The sequence below is a fragment of the Thioalkalivibrio sp. XN8 genome, from assembly GCF_011058255.1.
Classification (GTDB): Bacteria; Pseudomonadota; Gammaproteobacteria; order Steroidobacterales; family XN24; genus XN24.
Genome location: NZ_JAALFH010000065.1, coordinates 89,073 through 104,974 on the forward strand (window position 1 = coordinate 89,073; position 15,902 = coordinate 104,974).

11 protein-coding genes are annotated in these 15,902 nt (G+C 71.7%); 4 read left to right on the forward strand and 7 right to left on the reverse strand.

Annotation, left to right across the window (positions count from 1 at the left end):
- The 4 genes from G6N75_RS10575 to zapE are packed head-to-tail and all read left to right on the forward strand — an operon-like array spanning window position 1 to window position 4,796.
- Window positions 1–747, forward strand: a complete 747-nt coding sequence (locus G6N75_RS10575) for an electron transfer flavoprotein subunit beta/FixA family protein (protein ID WP_165348325.1) — start codon at window positions 1–3, stop codon at window positions 745–747.
- Window positions 747–1,709, forward strand: coding sequence for an FAD-binding protein (locus tag G6N75_RS10580; protein ID WP_165348326.1), 963 nt, complete (start codon window positions 747–749; stop codon window positions 1,707–1,709). The genes G6N75_RS10575 and G6N75_RS10580 overlap by 1 nt, the downstream gene beginning before the upstream one ends.
- A 7-nt stretch (window positions 1,710–1,716) precedes the next feature.
- The gene (locus G6N75_RS10585; RefSeq protein WP_165348327.1) at window positions 1,717–3,687 is read left to right on the forward strand and encodes an acetoacetate--CoA ligase; all 1,971 of its coding nucleotides are present in this window, start codon (window positions 1,717–1,719) and stop codon (window positions 3,685–3,687) included.
- Window positions 3,687–4,796, forward strand: a complete 1,110-nt coding sequence (gene zapE, locus G6N75_RS10590) for a cell division protein ZapE (protein WP_165348328.1) — start codon at window positions 3,687–3,689, stop codon at window positions 4,794–4,796. The genes G6N75_RS10585 and zapE overlap by 1 nt, the downstream gene beginning before the upstream one ends.
- On the opposite strand, the gene G6N75_RS10595 is transcribed toward zapE, so the two are convergent.
- The 7 genes from G6N75_RS10595 to G6N75_RS10625 all read right to left on the reverse strand — a co-directional run bounded on the left by G6N75_RS10595 (window position 4,769) and on the right by G6N75_RS10625 (window position 15,864).
- Window positions 4,769–5,191 carry a CrcB family protein gene (locus G6N75_RS10595; protein WP_165348329.1) on the reverse strand — a complete coding sequence of 141 codons (423 nt, stop codon included), beginning with the start codon at window positions 5,189–5,191 and terminating at the stop codon, window positions 4,769–4,771. The genes zapE and G6N75_RS10595 overlap by 28 nt on opposite strands.
- Window positions 5,188–5,577, reverse strand: a complete 390-nt coding sequence (locus G6N75_RS10600; RefSeq protein WP_165348330.1) for a CrcB family protein — start codon at window positions 5,575–5,577, stop codon at window positions 5,188–5,190. Before G6N75_RS10600 ends, G6N75_RS10595 begins: the two co-directional genes overlap by 4 nt.
- 14 nt (window positions 5,578–5,591) lie before the next feature.
- Complete coding sequence (locus tag G6N75_RS10605; RefSeq protein WP_165348331.1) at window positions 5,592–8,498, reverse strand: M14 family zinc carboxypeptidase; 2,907 nt, start codon at window positions 8,496–8,498, stop codon at window positions 5,592–5,594.
- A 59-nt stretch (window positions 8,499–8,557) separates the two neighbouring features.
- Window positions 8,558–9,988, reverse strand: a complete 1,431-nt coding sequence (locus tag G6N75_RS10610) for an FGGY family carbohydrate kinase (RefSeq protein WP_165348332.1) — start codon at window positions 9,986–9,988, stop codon at window positions 8,558–8,560.
- Window positions 9,989–10,037: 49 nt separating this feature from the next.
- Window positions 10,038–12,647: a penicillin acylase family protein gene (locus G6N75_RS10615; RefSeq protein ID WP_206203073.1), complete on the reverse strand. Its 2,610-nt coding sequence runs from the start codon at window positions 12,645–12,647 to the stop codon at window positions 10,038–10,040.
- A 179-nt stretch (window positions 12,648–12,826) separates the two neighbouring features.
- Entirely contained in the window at window positions 12,827–13,501 is a 675-nt protein-coding gene (locus G6N75_RS10620; RefSeq protein ID WP_165348334.1) for a hypothetical protein, read from the reverse strand.
- A complete protein-coding gene (locus G6N75_RS10625; RefSeq protein WP_165348335.1) occupies window positions 13,498–15,864 on the reverse strand; it encodes a hypothetical protein in 2,367 nt (788 codons plus the stop codon). Before G6N75_RS10625 ends, G6N75_RS10620 begins: the two co-directional genes overlap by 4 nt.
- Window positions 15,865–15,902: the final 38 nt, after the last annotated feature.

The window sequence follows — 15,902 nt, forward strand, 5'->3', positions numbered from 1 at the left end:
ATGAAAATCCTGGTCGGCATCAAGCGCGTCATCGACTACAACGTGCGCGTGCAGGTGAACCGCGAGGGCACCGGCGTGGTCAAGGACGGCGTCAAGATGAGCATCAACCCCTTCGACGAAATCGCCGTCGAGGAAGCCTTGCGCATGAAGGAGCGCGGCGAAGCCGAGGAAGTGGTCGTGGTGTCCGTCGGCCCGGAGGCCGCGCAGCAGCAGTTGCGCACCGCGCTCGCCATGGGCGCCGACCGCGCGGTGCTCTACCAGGCCGAGGAAGAGATCCAGCCGCTGGCCGCCGCGCGCGCCCTGCTGCAGATCGTGCAGGCCGAGGATGCCGGACTGGTGCTGCTCGGCAAGCAGGCCATCGACGACGACGCCAACCAGGTGGGCCAGATGCTGGCGGCGCTGTGGGACCGGCCGCAGGCGACTTTCGTTTCCAAGCTCGAACGCAGCGGCGACACGCTCAAGGCCATGCGCGAGGTCGACGCCGGCCTGGAGAACATCGAGGTCGACCTGCCCGCCGTAGTGACCGTCGACCTGCGCCTCAATGAGCCGCGCTTCGTCAAGATGCCCGACATCATGAAGGCCAAGCGCAAGCCGCTGGACATCAAGCCGTTCGCCGAGCTGGGCGTGGAGATGCCGCCGCAACTGGAAGTGGGCGCGCACGAGCCGCCGCCGAAACGGCAGGGCGGGACCAAGGTCGAGTCGGTAGCAGCGCTGGTCCAGGCGCTCAAGGACAAGGGGGTACTGTGATGAGCCGTGTACTGTTGATCGCCGACCACGACGGCAAGACCCTGAACACCGGCATCGCCCGCACGGTGGCCTGCGCGCGCCAGCTGGGCAACGTGCACGTGGCCGTGTTCCATGCGCCCGACGGCGACGCGCCCTGCGCTGCCGCCGCCAAGCTCGACGGCGTGTCGCGCGTGCTGTCTGTCCGCCACGAGGCCAACGGGGCGCCGCTGGCCGCGGTGCTGGCGCCGCAGATCGCCAGGCTGGCCGCCGAGCACGAGGGCGGCTATGACTACGTGCTCGCGCCCTCCACCACCTTCGGCAAGGACGTGCTGCCGCGCGTGGCGGCGCTGCTCGGCGTGCCGCAGGTATCCGACCTGATGGAGGTGATCGACGCGCGCACCTTCAAGCGGCCCATCTACGCCGGCAACGTCATCACCACGGTCAAGGTGCCGGAAGGCATCCCGGTCCTGGCGACCGTGCGCATCGCCTCCTTCCAGGCGGTCGGCGAAGCCGGCGAGGCGCCCATCGTCGCGGCGCAGGCCGAGGCAGAGCTGCCGACGCACAGCCGCTACCTGGGCCTCGCGGAGTCCGGCGGCAGCGACCGTCCCGACCTGCAGAGTGCGCCGCGCGTGGTCGCCGGGGGCCGAGGCGTGGGGAGCAAGGAGAACTTCGAGATCATCTTCAAGCTGGCCGACAGGATCGGCGCCGCGGTAGGCGCCAGCCGCGCGGCGGTGGACGCCGGCTACGTGCCGAACGACATGCAGGTCGGCCAGACCGGGAAGATCATCGCCCCGGACCTGTACATCGCGATCGGCATCTCCGGCGCCATCCAGCACATGACCGGCATCAAGGACGCCGGCTGCATCGTGGCCATCAACAAGGACGGCGACGCGCCGATTTTCGAGGCCGCGGACTTCGGGCTGGTGGGGGATTTGTTCACGCTCCTGCCGGAGCTGGAGAAGGCGCTCGACGCGGCGGGCTGAGTGCGGCATGGCGGCGCCTGACCAGAGCGGCGATGTCCTGTGGCGCCCCGCGCCGGGACAGGTCGAGCGGGCGCAGCTGACCGCCTTCATGCGGTCCGCCAGCGACCGGGCCGGCCATCCCATGGCGGACTACGCCACGCTGTGGCGCTGGAGCATCGAACATCCCGAGCAATTCTGGCCGGCCGTCTGGGACTTCTGCGGCGTCAAGGCGTCGCGCCGCTGGGATAACGTGCTCGAGCACGGCGACCGGATGCCGGGCGCGAACTGGTTTCGCGGTGCGCGGCTGAACTTCGCCGAGAACCTGCTGCGGCAGGATGAACCTGAACGGCCTGCCCTGGTTTGGCGCGACGAGGACGGTGCCCGGCGCGTCTTCACCCGGGCGGAGCTTTATCATGAGGCGGCCCGCCTCGCCGGCGCGCTGAAGCGGCTCGGGGTCGATCCCGGCGACCGCGTCGCCGGCTTCCTGCCGAACTGCCCCGAAGCGGTGATCGCCATGCTGGCCGCAGCCAGTCTCGGCGCGACCTGGTCCTCCTGCTCGCCAGACTTCGGCATCCAGGGTGTACTCGACCGCTTCGGCCAGATCCGGCCGAAGGTGCTGTTCACGGCCGACGGCTACCGCTACAACGGCAAGCGCATTGATTCCGTCGAGCGCATCCGCGGGGTGCTGCAGGAACTGGAGGGCGTGGAGCGCGTCGTGCTGGTGCCGTTCCTGGATGCCGACCCCGACGTGGCTGCGCTACCGCACGCCGTATCGTGGCAGGACTTCCTGTCGGACCAGTCGGAGCTCGAGTTCGCCCAGCTACCCTTCGACCATCCGCTCTACATCCTCTACTCCTCCGGCACCACCGGCGTGCCGAAATGCATCGTGCACGGCGCCGGCGGCACGCTGCTGCAGCACCTCAAGGAACACCGGCTGCACACCGACATCGGGCCCGAGGACACGCTGTTCTACTTCACCACCTGCGGCTGGATGATGTGGAACTGGCTGGTGTCCGGGCTGGCTACAGGCGCCACCTTAGTGCTCTACGACGGCAACCCCTTCCATCCCGGGCCCGAGGCGCTGTGGCGCATGGCCGAGGAAGAAGGCATCACCGTCTTCGGCACCAGCGCCAAGTACCTCGCCGCGGTGGAGAAAGCCGGCTTCGCCCCGCGCGAGCATTTCGCCTTGGAGTCCCTGCGCGCGGTGCTGTCGACCGGCTCGCCGCTGATGCCGGCCTCCTTCGACTTCGTTTACCGCGCTGTCAAGGCGGACGTGCAGCTCGCCTCCATCTCCGGCGGCACCGACATCGTCAGCTGCTTCGCTCTCGGCTGCCCGGTCCTGCCCGTCCATCGCGGCGAACTGCAGTGCCGCGGCCTCGGCATGGCGGTGGAGATTTTCGACGACACGGGCCGGTCGCACACCGACGAGCCCGGCGAACTGGTGTGCACCCGGCCCTTCCCGTCCATGCCGGTCGGGTTCTGGAACGACCCCGACGGCAGCAAGTACCGGGCCGCCTATTTCGAACGCTTTCCCGGCGTCTGGCATCACGGCGACTGGGCGCGGCTGACGCCGCACGGCGGGTTGTTGATCTACGGGCGCAGCGACGCAGTGCTGAACCCCGGCGGCGTGCGCATCGGCACGGCCGAGATCTATCGCCAGGTGGAAAAGCTCGATGAGATCGTCGAGTCGCTGGCCATCGGCCAGGACTGGGGCGGCGACCAGCGCATCGTCCTGTTCGTGCGGCTGCGCGAGGGACTGTCCCTCGACGAGGACCTGGCGGCGAAGATACGCCAGGTGATCCGCGCCAGCACGACGCCCCGCCACGTGCCGGCGAAGATCCTCCAGGTGCACGATATTCCCCGCACTCTCAGCGGCAAGATCGTGGAGCTTGCCGTGCGCAACGTGGTCCACGGCCGGCCGGTGAAGAACACGGACGCGCTGGCCAACCCGCAGGCGCTGGAGGAGTTCCGGGACCGGCCCGAGCTGGCCGGGGACTGATGGGTACGGCCGGGGACTTGCCCGCCGCGCAGACGCCGCTGAAGCGTTACCGGAGTGAAGTCGCGCGGCTCGGCTGGGCGCAGGACCCGGCCCAGGAAGCGATCGCGGCACGCCTCGACCGGCTGCACGCGGAACTCGTGGCCTGGCGCGCCCCGCGGCGGCGCCTGTTCGGGCGGGCGCCGGCGGTCGAGCCCGTGCGCGGCCTCTACCTGTGGGGCGACACGGGCCGCGGCAAGACCTGGCTGGTCGACCTCTTCTACCAGTGCCTGCCCTTCCGCGAGAAAACGCGGCGCCACTTCCACCGCTTCATGGCCGACGTGCACGAGGCGCTCGGGGAGTATCGCGACCAGCCCGACCCGCTGGCACGCGTCGCCGACGACCTGGCGGCCCGGGCCCGCGTGATCTGCTTCGACGAGTTCTTCGTCTCGGACATTGCCGACGCCATGATCCTCGGCACCCTGTTCACGCAGCTGTTCGCGCGCGGCGTCACCCTGGTCGCCACCTCGAACGTGCCCCCGCACGACCTCTATCGCGACGGCCTGCAGCGGGCCCGCTTCCTGCCGGCAATCGAGGAACTGGAGCGCCATACCGAGATCGTCCACCTGGCGGGCGGGACGGACTACCGCTTCCGCCTGCTCGAGCGGGCCGGGACCTATCACGTGCCCAGCGACGCGGCGGCCGAGGCCGCGCTGCAGGCGTTTTTCGCGGACGCCGCGCCGGTCGACACCCGCAACCGGGGCCCGTTGCGCATCCTCGGGCGCGAGATCCCGGTGCGCTGCCGCGCCGACGGCGTGGCGTGGTTCGACTTCGGCGACCTCTGCGGCGGCCCGCGCAGCCAGGCCGACTACATCGAGATCGCCCGCAGCTTCCACACCGTGCTGGTCAGCGACGTGCCGCAGTTCACCCCGGAGCTGGAGAACGAGGCGCGCCGCTTCATCGCCCTGGTGGACGAGTTCTACGACCGCAGCGTGAAGCTGGTTCTGGCCGCCGCCGTGCCCCCCGCCGGGCTTTATCGCGGCCGGCGGCTGGAGTTCGAGTTTCGCCGGGCCGTCAGTCGCCTCGAGGAAATGCGCTCGACCGCCTACCTGGCGCTGCCCCACCGGCCCTGAGCGCCGAGGCGGTAACCCGCCCAGGCCGCAGCCAGCCACAACGGGACCGAGGTGGCGACATAGGCCAGGGCGAGCCCGACGCGGCCGGCCTGCAGCTGCGCCAGGACCTCGAGGGCGAAGGCCGAAAACGTGGTGAAGCCACCGCAGAAACCGGTCATCAGCAGCAACTGGCCGGGCAGGCCCGCCAGCGGACCGCGCCGGCGCGCCACCAGGCCCGCCAGCCAGCCAACCAGGGCGGAGCCCGCGACGTTGGCGACGAAGGTCCCCCATGGCCAGGCGGCCGCGCCGCCGTCACCCGCCGCCAGCATCACGGCCCAGCGCGCCAGCGCGCCCAGGGCGCTGCCCGCGGCAACAAGGGCATAGAGCTCCGTCCGACGCAGGCCGGCGCCGGTCATGCCAGCCCCCCGGCAAGGCCGCGCGCCAGGGTCCAGCCGAGGCCGGCGCCGCCGAGAGTGCCAAGCAGGGAGATGGTCGTCTCCGCCGCGGCCCGGCCGGCCCGGCCGTCGTGCAGCAAGGCGAGCGTCTGCAGGCTGAACGACGACACGGTGGTGTAGCTGCCGAGAAACCCGACCACCGCCAGCTGCCAGGCCATGGAGCCCGCGCCGGTCCCGGTCGCCAGCCCGGCCGCCAGGCCGGCGACGAGGGCGCCGCTGACGTTCACGGCCAGGATGCCCGCGGCGGGCGAGGTGCCGCGGAGCCGGCCAATCCGCTCGGCCAGCCAGAACCGCGCCATGCCGCCGAGCGCGCCGCCGGCGAGCACGGCCGCCGCGTCAGCGAGCATGGCGCCGCCCTGGCTCAGGGCAGCGGAATCGGCTGGCTCGTACCCATGCCCGGGCCCAGCACCAGCGCATTCTCGAGCACCCGCATGGCGCCCAGCTGCGCGGCGCGGAAAGCCGGCGCATGGGCGAACAGGATCACCTGGCCGCGGCCGATACGCTCGCGCGTCACCCAGGCCGAGGAGGAGATCCGGGTCCGGGCCTCCGGCCACAGCAGGCCCGACATGCGGACCCTGAGCTCCTGTCCCGCCGGCACCGGCGCCCAGTTCAGCGTGGCCGCCTCGGTGTCGGCCGGGTTATAGACGCCGATGCGGAACGGGGCATCCACCGGGAACGCCGCCATCAGCACCGGTGACCTGGAGAACAGCACGGGCAGCACTTCGCCCGTGCCGGCCGCCAGCCAGTGCTTCGTGTCCACGCGCGTGGCCACGATCGCCCCCGAGGGCATCAGCATCGACTGCCACTCGTCGTTGCGCTTGCGGGCTTCGGGCTCGGGCAGCTCCCCGGCCTCGAGCCACGGGTAGTCGAGTTCCGCCGTGGCTGCATGGCCCCAGGTCGCGGGCCCGTCGGGCACCGGCTGGGCTGCCAGCCACTCGCGGTGCAGGGTGTCCTGGTACTCCGCCAGCTCCTCGTCGATCACCGCCTCGAGCGGGCGCGTTTCGACCAGCGGGTCGTCGCCGTCCATCAGCGCCCGCGCCGAGTTGCCGACCGCCACCAGCGTCCCGCCGGCCCGCACCCAGTCCTCCAGCGCGGCACTCAGCCCGGCCGGCAGGGCGCTGCGGCCCCAGCGCTCCGGCAGGTAGATGACGTTGTAGCGGCGCAGGTCGAAGGCGCCGATACGGCTCTCGTCGAGATGGCTGTGGCGGATGCCGAGGCGATGGTCGAGCGCATACCAGGTGGCGCCGAAGTCCAGCATGTTGGTCATGCCGCGCGACACCAGCGCGATGTTGGGCTTGACCAGCAGCTCCCATTCGCGTCCGCCGAGGTCGGCCAGGTCGCCGGGCGCCAGGCCGTGGCCGAGCGCCAGCAGCGGCAGGCCGAGCTCGGCTGCGACGGTGTGGGCGTCGGCCTGCCAGTCGGGCCGGTCGCGGTTGTCGTCCAGCGTCACGGCGATGGACCCGAGCGGGAGCGGCTGGCCGTCGAGCTGCGAGGCCTTGCGGCTCGCGCGCACGAAATAACCGCGCTCCATCATGCGGCCGGCGAAGGCCAGCGAGCGATCGTCGGCGCCGGACACCGCCACCGCGATGGTCGCCGGGCCCATGGCCGGCGCAGCAGGTGTGGCTACCGGCGCGGCCAGCTCGACCGGCTCCAGGCCGCTGTCGAGGTGCTGCGGCACGGTCAGCGCCTCCAGCCCGAACATCATGGTGATGTTCCAGCCGGTCGTGTCGTAGATGGTGCTGCGCCCTTGCTTGAGCACGCGCTCGCGCTCGTTGGCCAGCGCGGTATCGGACATGCGCGGATCGAACTCGAACATCGCGGCCAGCAGCCGCCCCTCGGGCTGGCGGTTACGCAGCACCAGGCTGCCGGCCGGCAGGTCCACGCCGCGCAGCTCCCGCCCGAGCTGGTCGGTGGCGCTGCCGACCCGGAGCTGGCGCGTCAGCCGGTGCACTTCGAACCCCTGGATGCGGGCCAGGTCGAGCAGGTTGTCGAGCCGGCCCTGGTTATCGGTCGGCAGGATGACGAAGCTGCGGCTGCCGTAAGGACCGCGGGCCGAGCTGACCTCGGCACGGTCCGTGGCGAAGGCCTCGAGCAGGTTCCCGCGCTCGCGGCGCAGGGTCTCGAGGTTGGCGAAGGTCGAGATCACCTGGTGGTGGACAGACTGCCGGTAACTGATCAGCAGCGAGTGCCGCTGCACGCCGTCCTCGGCCAGGCGCGCCTGTTCATACAGGATGCCCTGCGAGCCGCGCAGGGCGGCCCACGCGTCGGTGTAGCCCGGGTACCAGTCCTCGTGCCACTCGCCGGTGTAATAGGGATAGCCGTAGCGGTCGAAAGCCCGCGCCTGGTCCGCGGCAAAGACCTGGCCCATGGGACGCCGATACGGCGGCAGGTGCGGGTTGTGCGGTTCGCGCGCCGGCGAGAACAGGTAGGTATCCTGCGCGCCCATTTCGTGGGCATCGACCAACAGCAGCGGCCGCCACTTGGCGATCTCGGGGATGCGGCCGCGGGTCTCGGGATGGCGCGCGTAAATCCAGTCGCGGTTCAGGTCGAACAGGTAATGGTTGCCGCGGCCGAAGGGCCAGTAGCCGGTGTGCAGCACCGACTGGTCGTCGACATTTGGCTGGGTGCCGCGCGACTCGGCCAGGCCCTTGATGAAGCGGGCGCGACCGTCCGGGTTCATGTTCGGGTCGACGATGACCACCAACTCTTCCAGCAGCTCCCGAGTCGCTGCCGAGCGGTCCGCCGCGAGATGGTGGATCACGGCCAGCGCGGCGTCCGAGCCGGAGCTCTCGTTGCCGTGGATGGAATAGGCGAGCCAGGCCACGCCGGGCAGGCTGTCGATCAGCCGCGCGCGCTCGGCGGCGCTGGTGTTGCGCGGGTCGGCCAGCGCCTGCATGCCGGCCTGGACCTCCTGCGCCCGGGCCAGGTTGGCCGGCGTCGAGATGACGAGGTAAAGGAGCGGCCGGTCCCCGTAGCTGCGGCCGTATTCGACCAGCTCGACCCGCGGCGAGGCGTCCGCCACCGCCCGCGCATAGGCCACCACCTGCTCCGACGTGGCCGTGCGCTGCCCCACGGGAAAGCCGAGCAGCTCGTCCGGCGAGGGCACGGCCGGGTCATGGTCGGCGCCGGCCGGGTAGATGTCGCGGCCGTATTCAAGGCCGGGCAGCGGCGACGGCGCCAGGCCGGGATAGGGGGTCTGCGCCGCAGCGGGCAGGCCGGCAAGCAGCGCACATCCCGCCAGCACGAACAGGGTTCTGGCTCGGCTCATGGATTCGTCATCCTTGGGTCCGGTAAACCGTCGATTTTAGCCGGCAATGGCGGGCACAGCTAACCCAGCAGGCGGCGCCAGGCAGCGTATCGCGCTTCGAACGCGGCGGCCGGCTGCGGCTGGAAGCGCGCATCAGCTGACCGTCGCGGCCGCGGCGCGCCGAGGAGCCGCGCCACGCCCGACGCGGTGGCCTCCTGGTTATCCTGCGGCCGGACCACGGGCAGGCCGGAGAGATTGGCCAGGCGCTGGCACAGGCCGTCCAGCTGCGACAGGCCCCCGCTCGCCCGGATCTGCTGCGGCCGCGATTCTCCGTCAGCCGCCAGCATGGCCTCGAGGTTCGCCTGCAGCAGGAAGACGATGCTCTCGATCACCGCCACCGCCTCGTCCTCGAGTCCCGCCTCGGCGCTGAACCGCACCGGGCAGTCCGGCCGCCAGAAAGGCGAGCCCAGCCCGCCGACGCCATTGACGAACAGCGGCGGCGTCGGCGCCTCGGCCAGCCAGCGCGGCAATCCCTGCAGCAGCGACTCCACGGAAGTGGCGCGCGCGTCGGCCAGCCATTGCAGCGCTGACCCCGCGCCGTTCACCGTGCCTTCGAGCACGCGCAACTCGCGCCCCGGCTCGGCCCAGGCGATGCCGCGCAGCAGGCGCGGGTCAGCCGCCGCCGGATCGGCCACGATGCGCTGCACGAAGGCGCCGGTGCCGAGGTTCACGAACAGCGTGCCGGGACCGGGTTCGTCATGGGCGAACAGCGCCGCGGGCTGGTCGCCCGCCAGCACCTGCAGCTCGGCGCGCAGCTGGCCCCGCCGCAATGCGCCGAAGCGGCCGCGCCCCGGCACGACGCGCGGCAGGCAGGCGCGCGGCACCCCGAAGGCGGCGAGCAGTTCCTCCGACCAGTCACCGCCCTCCAGGTCGTACAGCAGGGTGCGAGCGGCGTTGGCCGGGTCCACGACACAGGGGCCCTCCTCCAGCAGCCGGCAGGCCAGGAAGCTCGCCAGCGGCCCGCAGCACAGCCGTCCCTCGCGCGCGGCCGTCGCCACGGCCGGGAGGTTGTCCAGGCACCAGCGCAGCTTGCTGGCGCCGTAATGCGGCGAGATCACTAGCCCGGTGAGCCGGTGGACGCGCGCGGGCTCCAGGCCGAGTCCTTGCAGCCAGCCGGCATGGCGCCGGTCGCGCCAGGACAGCACCGGCGCCAGGGCCGCCCCGCTCGCCCGGTCCCAGCAGGCAATGCTGGAGCGCTGCACCGCCAGGCCCGCGACGACGCCGTCGGCGGCCCGCACGCCGGCCGCGGCGACGACCTCGTCCACGGCAGTGCAAACCGACTCGACCAGCGCCTCGGCATCGTGCTCCACCCAGCCCGGCCGCGGCTCGCGCGTGTCCAGCGGCGCCTCGGCGTTCGCAGCCAGTTCCCCCCCGGCGTCGAACAGCAGCGCCTTGCTGGCATGACTGCCCTGGTCCAGGGCGAGGAAAAAACTCGGGGTCGGGTCCGGCATCTTTGCATGATGCCAGAGCCCGACCCCGCGCAGTTGCAAGCCTCCTGGCTTACTCGGTGATGGTGATTTCCTCCACCAGGTTGGCCGCGATGTCGGCCTCGGTGAACCAGAGCTGGCGGAAATCCTTGTTGGAGTACCGCAGGTTCTGGTCGTTGAAGTACGGCGAGTCGGGGTCCACCGACTGCGAGTAGCTCACGAGGCCGAAGCCGCGCGGACCCGTGTCCGTGAACTCCAGGCCGAAGTGCCAGCTGGTGCCGCGGGCCATGTTCCACCCGCCGCCCGGCGTGGCCGACAGGCCGGCCGTCTGCGGGATGGTGACCGACGGGATGCGCGGCAGCAGCGTGTCCTCGGCCACCGGCGAAGTCACCACGCCGATGGCGTTGAAGGCGCCGTCGAGGCTGCCGTCCCCGCCATGCCAGGGGAACGACGGCCCCAGGTTCACCGGCGTGCCGCCCGGCGGCACCCCGCCGGAGGGCTGGTAGTACTGGACCGTGCCCAGCGGAGCGTCGTAGGCGATGCCGCCCTGGTCCAGGCGCTCCAGCCCGTCGGCCAGCGACACCAGCATCGGGTCGTTCGCCAGGTCGACGGGATCGGCCGGCGCCGGTACGCCCGGCGTGGCGACCGGGTCGGCCGGGTCGAAGGGCGCGGTCAGGTGGCTGCCGAACTTGCTGCGGTAGTCGACGATGAACACGCGGAACACGTGCGCGCCGACGCTGTCCTGCTCGTACACGCCGTCCCAGTTGGCCAGCACGGTACAGGCCGGAGCCACGCTGCGGCTGCCGCCCGCGCTGAGGTTGACCGGATCGGCGCCCACGGCCGCGCAGCGCGCCCGCAGCTCGTCGAGGAACTCCTCGGCGTACCAGCTGCGGTTGTTGTGGATGACGCTGATCAGGTCTTCCGCCCCGAACAGCCCGTCCTGGCCCGCCGGCGGGCTGTCGGCGAAGCCGGGGTCGGTCGGGTTCAGCAGCATGTAGGTGCCGATGCGGGTACGCGGGTTGAGCGCGGTCCGCTCCGGGCCGAACAGCGGCGAGAAGCCTTCCAGCGGCGCATTCACATTGGTGGACCAGAAGCTGTCGTTGGAGTTCTGGGTGAAGTCGCTGCGCACCAGCTTGGGCCGGTCGTCGTAGGGCACCAGGCCCTTGCAGCGGCCGGGACCGGGGATCCAGTCGTCGCGCACGCTGTTGCCGTCCAGCAAGGTCAGGCCGGCTTCGAACAGGGCGTTGAAGGCCGGGCTGGCCGCCCGCTTGGCTTCGATCACGCCCAGCGCGATCGGCGACAGGTTGGGCACCGAGCTGCTGTCGGTGTAGTAGGCGTTGCCCTGGTCGTCGGCGTAGGTCGTGTTGACCCACAGCGTGCCGCGGCACTCGCGGAAGACCTGCTCGAACTCGGCGAGGTCGCGCGCCTGGCCCATGCGCAGCCAGGTGTCGAGCAGGCCGTTGGTGTCGGCGTTGGCGTCGCGGTAGGTGTAGGCCGCCGGCTGCCCCAGGGAACCGGGGCCGCCCCAGGGCGCCAGGCCGCCCTGGGTGACGGCGTCGGCCGCCAGCATCGGGCCGTACTCGGAGAAGTACATGGTCCGCGCCACCCGGATCGGGTCGGGCGCGCCCACGTTCACCTCGATCTCGAAGGTCTCGGCGGTGATGGGCTTCTCCTCGCCGCCCTTGATGTAGGTCAGCGGGTCGCCGTCCTTCAGGGTGAGCTCGTAGAGCGTGAAGCGGCGGCTGGTGCTGACGGTGTGGGACCAGCCGAGGTTCTCGTTGAAGCCGATCAGCGGGATCGGCGTCGCATGCAGGCCGGCGCCGCGGTAGTTGAGGTAATCCGGCACGGTGATCTGGCTCTCCCAGAAACGCCGCACGCCGGTGTAGGGGAAGTGCGGGTTGCCCAGCAGGGCCCCGCGCCCGTTCTCGCTCAGCTCCGCGCCGACGCCCCAGGCGTTACTGGCCAGGCCGGTGTCGACATAGTCTTCCCGCGCGCCCGCATGCCGGCGGGCCAGCAGCGGGGTCTGCTCGAAGATGTCCATCACGGCCGGGTCCTGGACGGCGGCGACCGGGACCGGCGTCGGGTCCTCGCCCGGCGGCACGGCGATGAAGACCGCGCCGGTGGCGAAGAGGTCGCCGCTGGCGAACTGCGCCACGATGCGATAGTGCGCCACCAGGTCCTCCGGCTCGATCTCCTGCACCCACGGCCCGTTGCGGCACTCGGGGGGCAGGTCGGCGGGATCGGTCTCGCGCACGTACTTGTTGTAGCCGGCGGTGAACCCCAGCACCATCGCCCGCGCCTCGTCCGACATCGCGGCGAATTCCTCGGCGGCGCCGCTGCGGATGCGCTGCGCCAGGTAGCTGAAGTCGTTGATGATGTGCAGGTTGCCGGGGCCCGGGCCGAAGTACTTGGCCCGCTCGCTGCGCGCCTTGACGAAGGCGTCGGCCAGGTAGCAGACCAGGTCCTGCGCCTGCGCGTAGCCGCTGCCGAAGGCGGCCGACTCGAGGTTCTCGGCCCGAATGTGCGCCACCCCGTTGGTGGTCCGGCGAATCGTGGCCACCGGGCCGTCGGGGCCGGCATTGACGCGGTCCGGCGGCGGGTTCAGGTTGACGGTCGGATCCCTGGGGATATCCACGCCGTCGCAGCCGGCGACCAGCAGCGCAGCAGCTGCCAGGTGCGCCATGCCGAGCAAACGGACGCGACGACGCGCAGGAGTGCGCGAGTTAGGTGAGTTCATGAAACGACGCCTCTTCTAATATTTGTTGCAACGCGGCGAGAAAGGGTTCCCGCCGAGCCGCTGAACATAGCGGAGGCAGGGAGCGCGGTCAAAAGCCCCCGGATGCCAGGAGCGCGAGGGCGGGTTCAGGGCAGCTCGAACAACCCGGCCGCGCTGCGGACGCCATCGGAAATCGCGACCTCGAGCTTGCCCCCGGGCGCCGCCACGATCACTTCGCCGTCGCGGTCGAGGGCCAGCACCGAACCCGTCGCCGGGTCGCGCAACCGCAGCACGACGATCGGGCCGACATCCCAGCGGACCCTGACGCGCTCACCCGGCATGGCGGCGATCCGGACCGCCTCGCCACCGGTCAGCGCCGCGAGCAGGTCCGCCTTCGAGATGGTCGCCGCGCGCGTGACCATCAGGCCGTCGCCGCCATCGAGTTCCAGGGCCGCCAGGCCGGCGGCACCGGCGCTGCCGGCAGAGACCGGGAGCAGGAAACGTCGCAGCGGCTGGCCCGGGACGGCCGCGAGCGACGCCTCGCCGAACCCCAGCTCGAAGAGCGGCTGGCCATTGTCGTCCAGGCCGCGCAACCGGTACTGGGCGGGCTCCCCGTGGCCGCCGGCGGCGGCTCCCGCCCCCGGCAAGACCGCCTCCAGCGCCGCGTCCGCATCGCTGAACCAGCCACCGACGAGCACCGTCTCCTGGTGGACGACCTGGACCGTCGGCCCCGGACCGTCGGGCGTCGGCTGCGGGGCGCAGGCAACCATCGCCAGCACCGCGGCCAGGCCTGCGCCCAGCCTCCGGGCCCCGCGTCTCATCGGACCTCCTCGAAAACCTGGAGCCGCGTACGCAGACCGTCGGACAGCACCAGCTCCGGCTCGATAGCGGCCGCCGTGGCGGCATCGAAGCGCAGCTCGCCGCTGCGCCCGATGCCCACGACCTGGCCGGAGCGGCGATCGCGCACCAGCGCCACCGGGCTGCTCGCCACGTCCCAGCTCAGGCGCAGGCCGCCGCCCGGCAGGCGCTCGCCGCCGGCCCGGCTGCCCGGGGCTTCTGCCGCCAGGCCGGGCTCGCCTGCCGGCAGCCCCCCGCGCGCGCCTTGCAGCGCCACGCCCTGCGGCGTGATCAGCTCGATGCGGTCCAGGGTCGCCGCCTGCGCGGGCGACAGGGGCACGAACCAGGCGAACTGGCGCTCGGCCGGGTCGGCCGCGTGGGGCACGGCATCGCCGTCGAAGGACAGGTCGAACAGCGCCTCGCCGTCTGCTGTTACGCCGCGGAGCCGGTTCGGGCCGCCGGCTGCCGGCAGCACCGGCCGCGCCTCCAGCTGGAAAGCGGGATTCAGCTCGACGCCCTGGCTGTCGATCCGCCCCCACACCAGCAGGCCGGCGGTCTCCGTGCCGCGGTCCGCCAGGGTCTCCCCGCCGTCGCCGCCGACGGCGAGCGGATCGTTGCGGCGCCATTCGAGGATGCCGCGATAGGTGTAATCGCTGGTCCAGCGCGGGCGACAGTAACCCATGTAATCGAAGTAGCCGGACGGGCCGCGCAGCGAATCGTCGTCGATGTGGTAGCCCGCCTCGCCGACACCGCCGTCGGCATAGGGATAGGACGCGTCCACGCCGGTGATGTCGTCGCCGCAGGGACTGTGGCTGCGGCCGAGGTTGTGCGCCAGCTCGTGGGCCACGGTTTCCGAGGCCCGCGGCAGGTTGTCGTAGGACAGGCCCGTGCGGAACGAGCTGGACGGCGAATTCGGCCGGTAGGCGATGCCGGCCACGGGGATGCCCGGCACGTCCGGCACGATGCCGTGATAGTAGCGGTCGCCGGCGTTCTCCGCGGTGCGAACGGCCTGCAGGTCGCTCAGCAGTCCCTCGATGTCGTCGATGTCGCTCAGGTCACGGTCGGTGACGAAAGGCGTGTCGCGCAACTCCCGCTCGATGGTGTTCACCGGCAGCCACAACCGCGTGTTGGCCAGGAAATCGTCGATGTTGTCCGGGAAGATCTGCCCGGTCGCGCTGTGGCGGGTCGCCTGCACCGGGATGAACAGGACCCGCAGCGGCGCCAGTGCCTCGACCGCGATGGGCGCCTGGCCCGAATCGCGGGGGAAGCGGGTGTTCTCGCGCGAGGCCAGGTTGAGCTCGCCGTCCGGGTCGACCAGGGCCTCCACGGCCAGGCCCGGCTGGACCTCGTCGGGCGTCAGCTCGATGTTCCAGGTGAAGTTCTGCGCCGACAGGAAGGGCTCCAGGGGCACGCTGCCCGTGCGGGCCGGCAAGGTCCGCTCCCACAGCTGCGTGCCGTCCCGGAACAGCCGCACGCGGACATCGGGTGTCAGCGTGTTGGTCCGCGAGGCGGTCACGATGACCCGCAACAGGCCTTCCCGGCCGGCCACCGCAGGAATATCGCCCGCTTCCGTCTGGCTGGCCTGGTTGAGCTGCACGCTCTCGATCGACAGCTCGAGCGCCGGGAGCGCCTCGGCCGAGAAGCTCACGGTCCCGACCCCGGCCAGGCTGGCGCGGACCTCGTTCAGGCCCTCCTGGTCGCCGAGGGTCCAGGCGTCCAGCTGGGCGATGCCGTTGGCACCGCTGGTGGCGAAGCCGCCGGTGACGGAGCCGCCGCCCTGCACGACCGAGAACTCGACCGTAGCCCCTGCCACCGGGTTGTCGAAGCTGTCGGTGACCAGCACGGCGGGCGGCTGGGTCACCGGCAGGCCGGCGTCGCCGGCCTGCTGCTGCACGCTCGCCGGAGCGAGCGCCGCGGCGGGACCTGCCGCCGCGGTGGCGGTGAAACGCACCTCCCCGGAGGCGCCCTGCGCGGTGGCGACGAGCGAATACTGGCCGGCCTGCGTGCCCAGCACCCAGGAATTCGGGCGTGCCCGGCCGTCCGCGCCGGTGGTCACCGTGGCGGGCGACACCGAGGCGCCGGCCTGCTCCGGCTGGAAACTGACGCTGACGCCGGCCGCGCCCGCGCCGTTGCCGTCGACGACTCTGACACCGGGGACCTGCCCGACCGGCTGGCCGACGACGCCGGTGTTGCTGCTACTGCCGTCCGCAACAAGCTGGAGTACCGGCGTGCTGCTGCTGCCGCCGCCACCGCCGCCGCCGCAAGCCGCCAGCACCAGGGCCGCGGCCAGGGCCGCCAGTCGCGCCGCCAGGCGCCCTCGGGAACGGAACATCGTCGCCTCAGTCATCCAGTCTCACCTCTTGCTGCGCGCCTCGCCCTGCGGGA

What these genes read in the sequence shown, in the direction of transcription:
- G6N75_RS10610 (WP_165348332.1), bottom strand. Translation starts at nt 9,988, where the DNA reads ATGCCGGACCCGACCCCGAGTTTTTTCCTCGCCCTGGACCAGGGCAGT.
- G6N75_RS10600 (WP_165348330.1), bottom strand. Translation starts at nt 5,577, where the DNA reads ATGCTCGCTGACGCGGCGGCCGTGCTCGCCGGCGGCGCGCTCGGCGGC.
- G6N75_RS10575 (WP_165348325.1), top strand. Translation starts at nt 1, where the DNA reads ATGAAAATCCTGGTCGGCATCAAGCGCGTCATCGACTACAACGTGCGC.
- G6N75_RS10580 (WP_165348326.1), top strand. Translation starts at nt 747, where the DNA reads ATGAGCCGTGTACTGTTGATCGCCGACCACGACGGCAAGACCCTGAAC.
- G6N75_RS10605 (WP_165348331.1), bottom strand. Translation starts at nt 8,498, where the DNA reads ATGAGCCGAGCCAGAACCCTGTTCGTGCTGGCGGGATGTGCGCTGCTT.
- zapE (WP_165348328.1), top strand. Translation starts at nt 3,687, where the DNA reads ATGGGTACGGCCGGGGACTTGCCCGCCGCGCAGACGCCGCTGAAGCGT.
- G6N75_RS10585 (WP_165348327.1), top strand. Translation starts at nt 1,717, where the DNA reads ATGGCGGCGCCTGACCAGAGCGGCGATGTCCTGTGGCGCCCCGCGCCG.
- G6N75_RS10595 (WP_165348329.1), bottom strand. Translation starts at nt 5,191, where the DNA reads ATGACCGGCGCCGGCCTGCGTCGGACGGAGCTCTATGCCCTTGTTGCC.
- G6N75_RS10625 (WP_165348335.1), bottom strand. Translation starts at nt 15,864, where the DNA reads ATGACTGAGGCGACGATGTTCCGTTCCCGAGGGCGCCTGGCGGCGCGA.
- G6N75_RS10615 (WP_206203073.1), bottom strand. Translation starts at nt 12,647, where the DNA reads ATGGCGCACCTGGCAGCTGCTGCGCTGCTGGTCGCCGGCTGCGACGGC.
- G6N75_RS10620 (WP_165348334.1), bottom strand. Translation starts at nt 13,501, where the DNA reads ATGAGACGCGGGGCCCGGAGGCTGGGCGCAGGCCTGGCCGCGGTGCTG.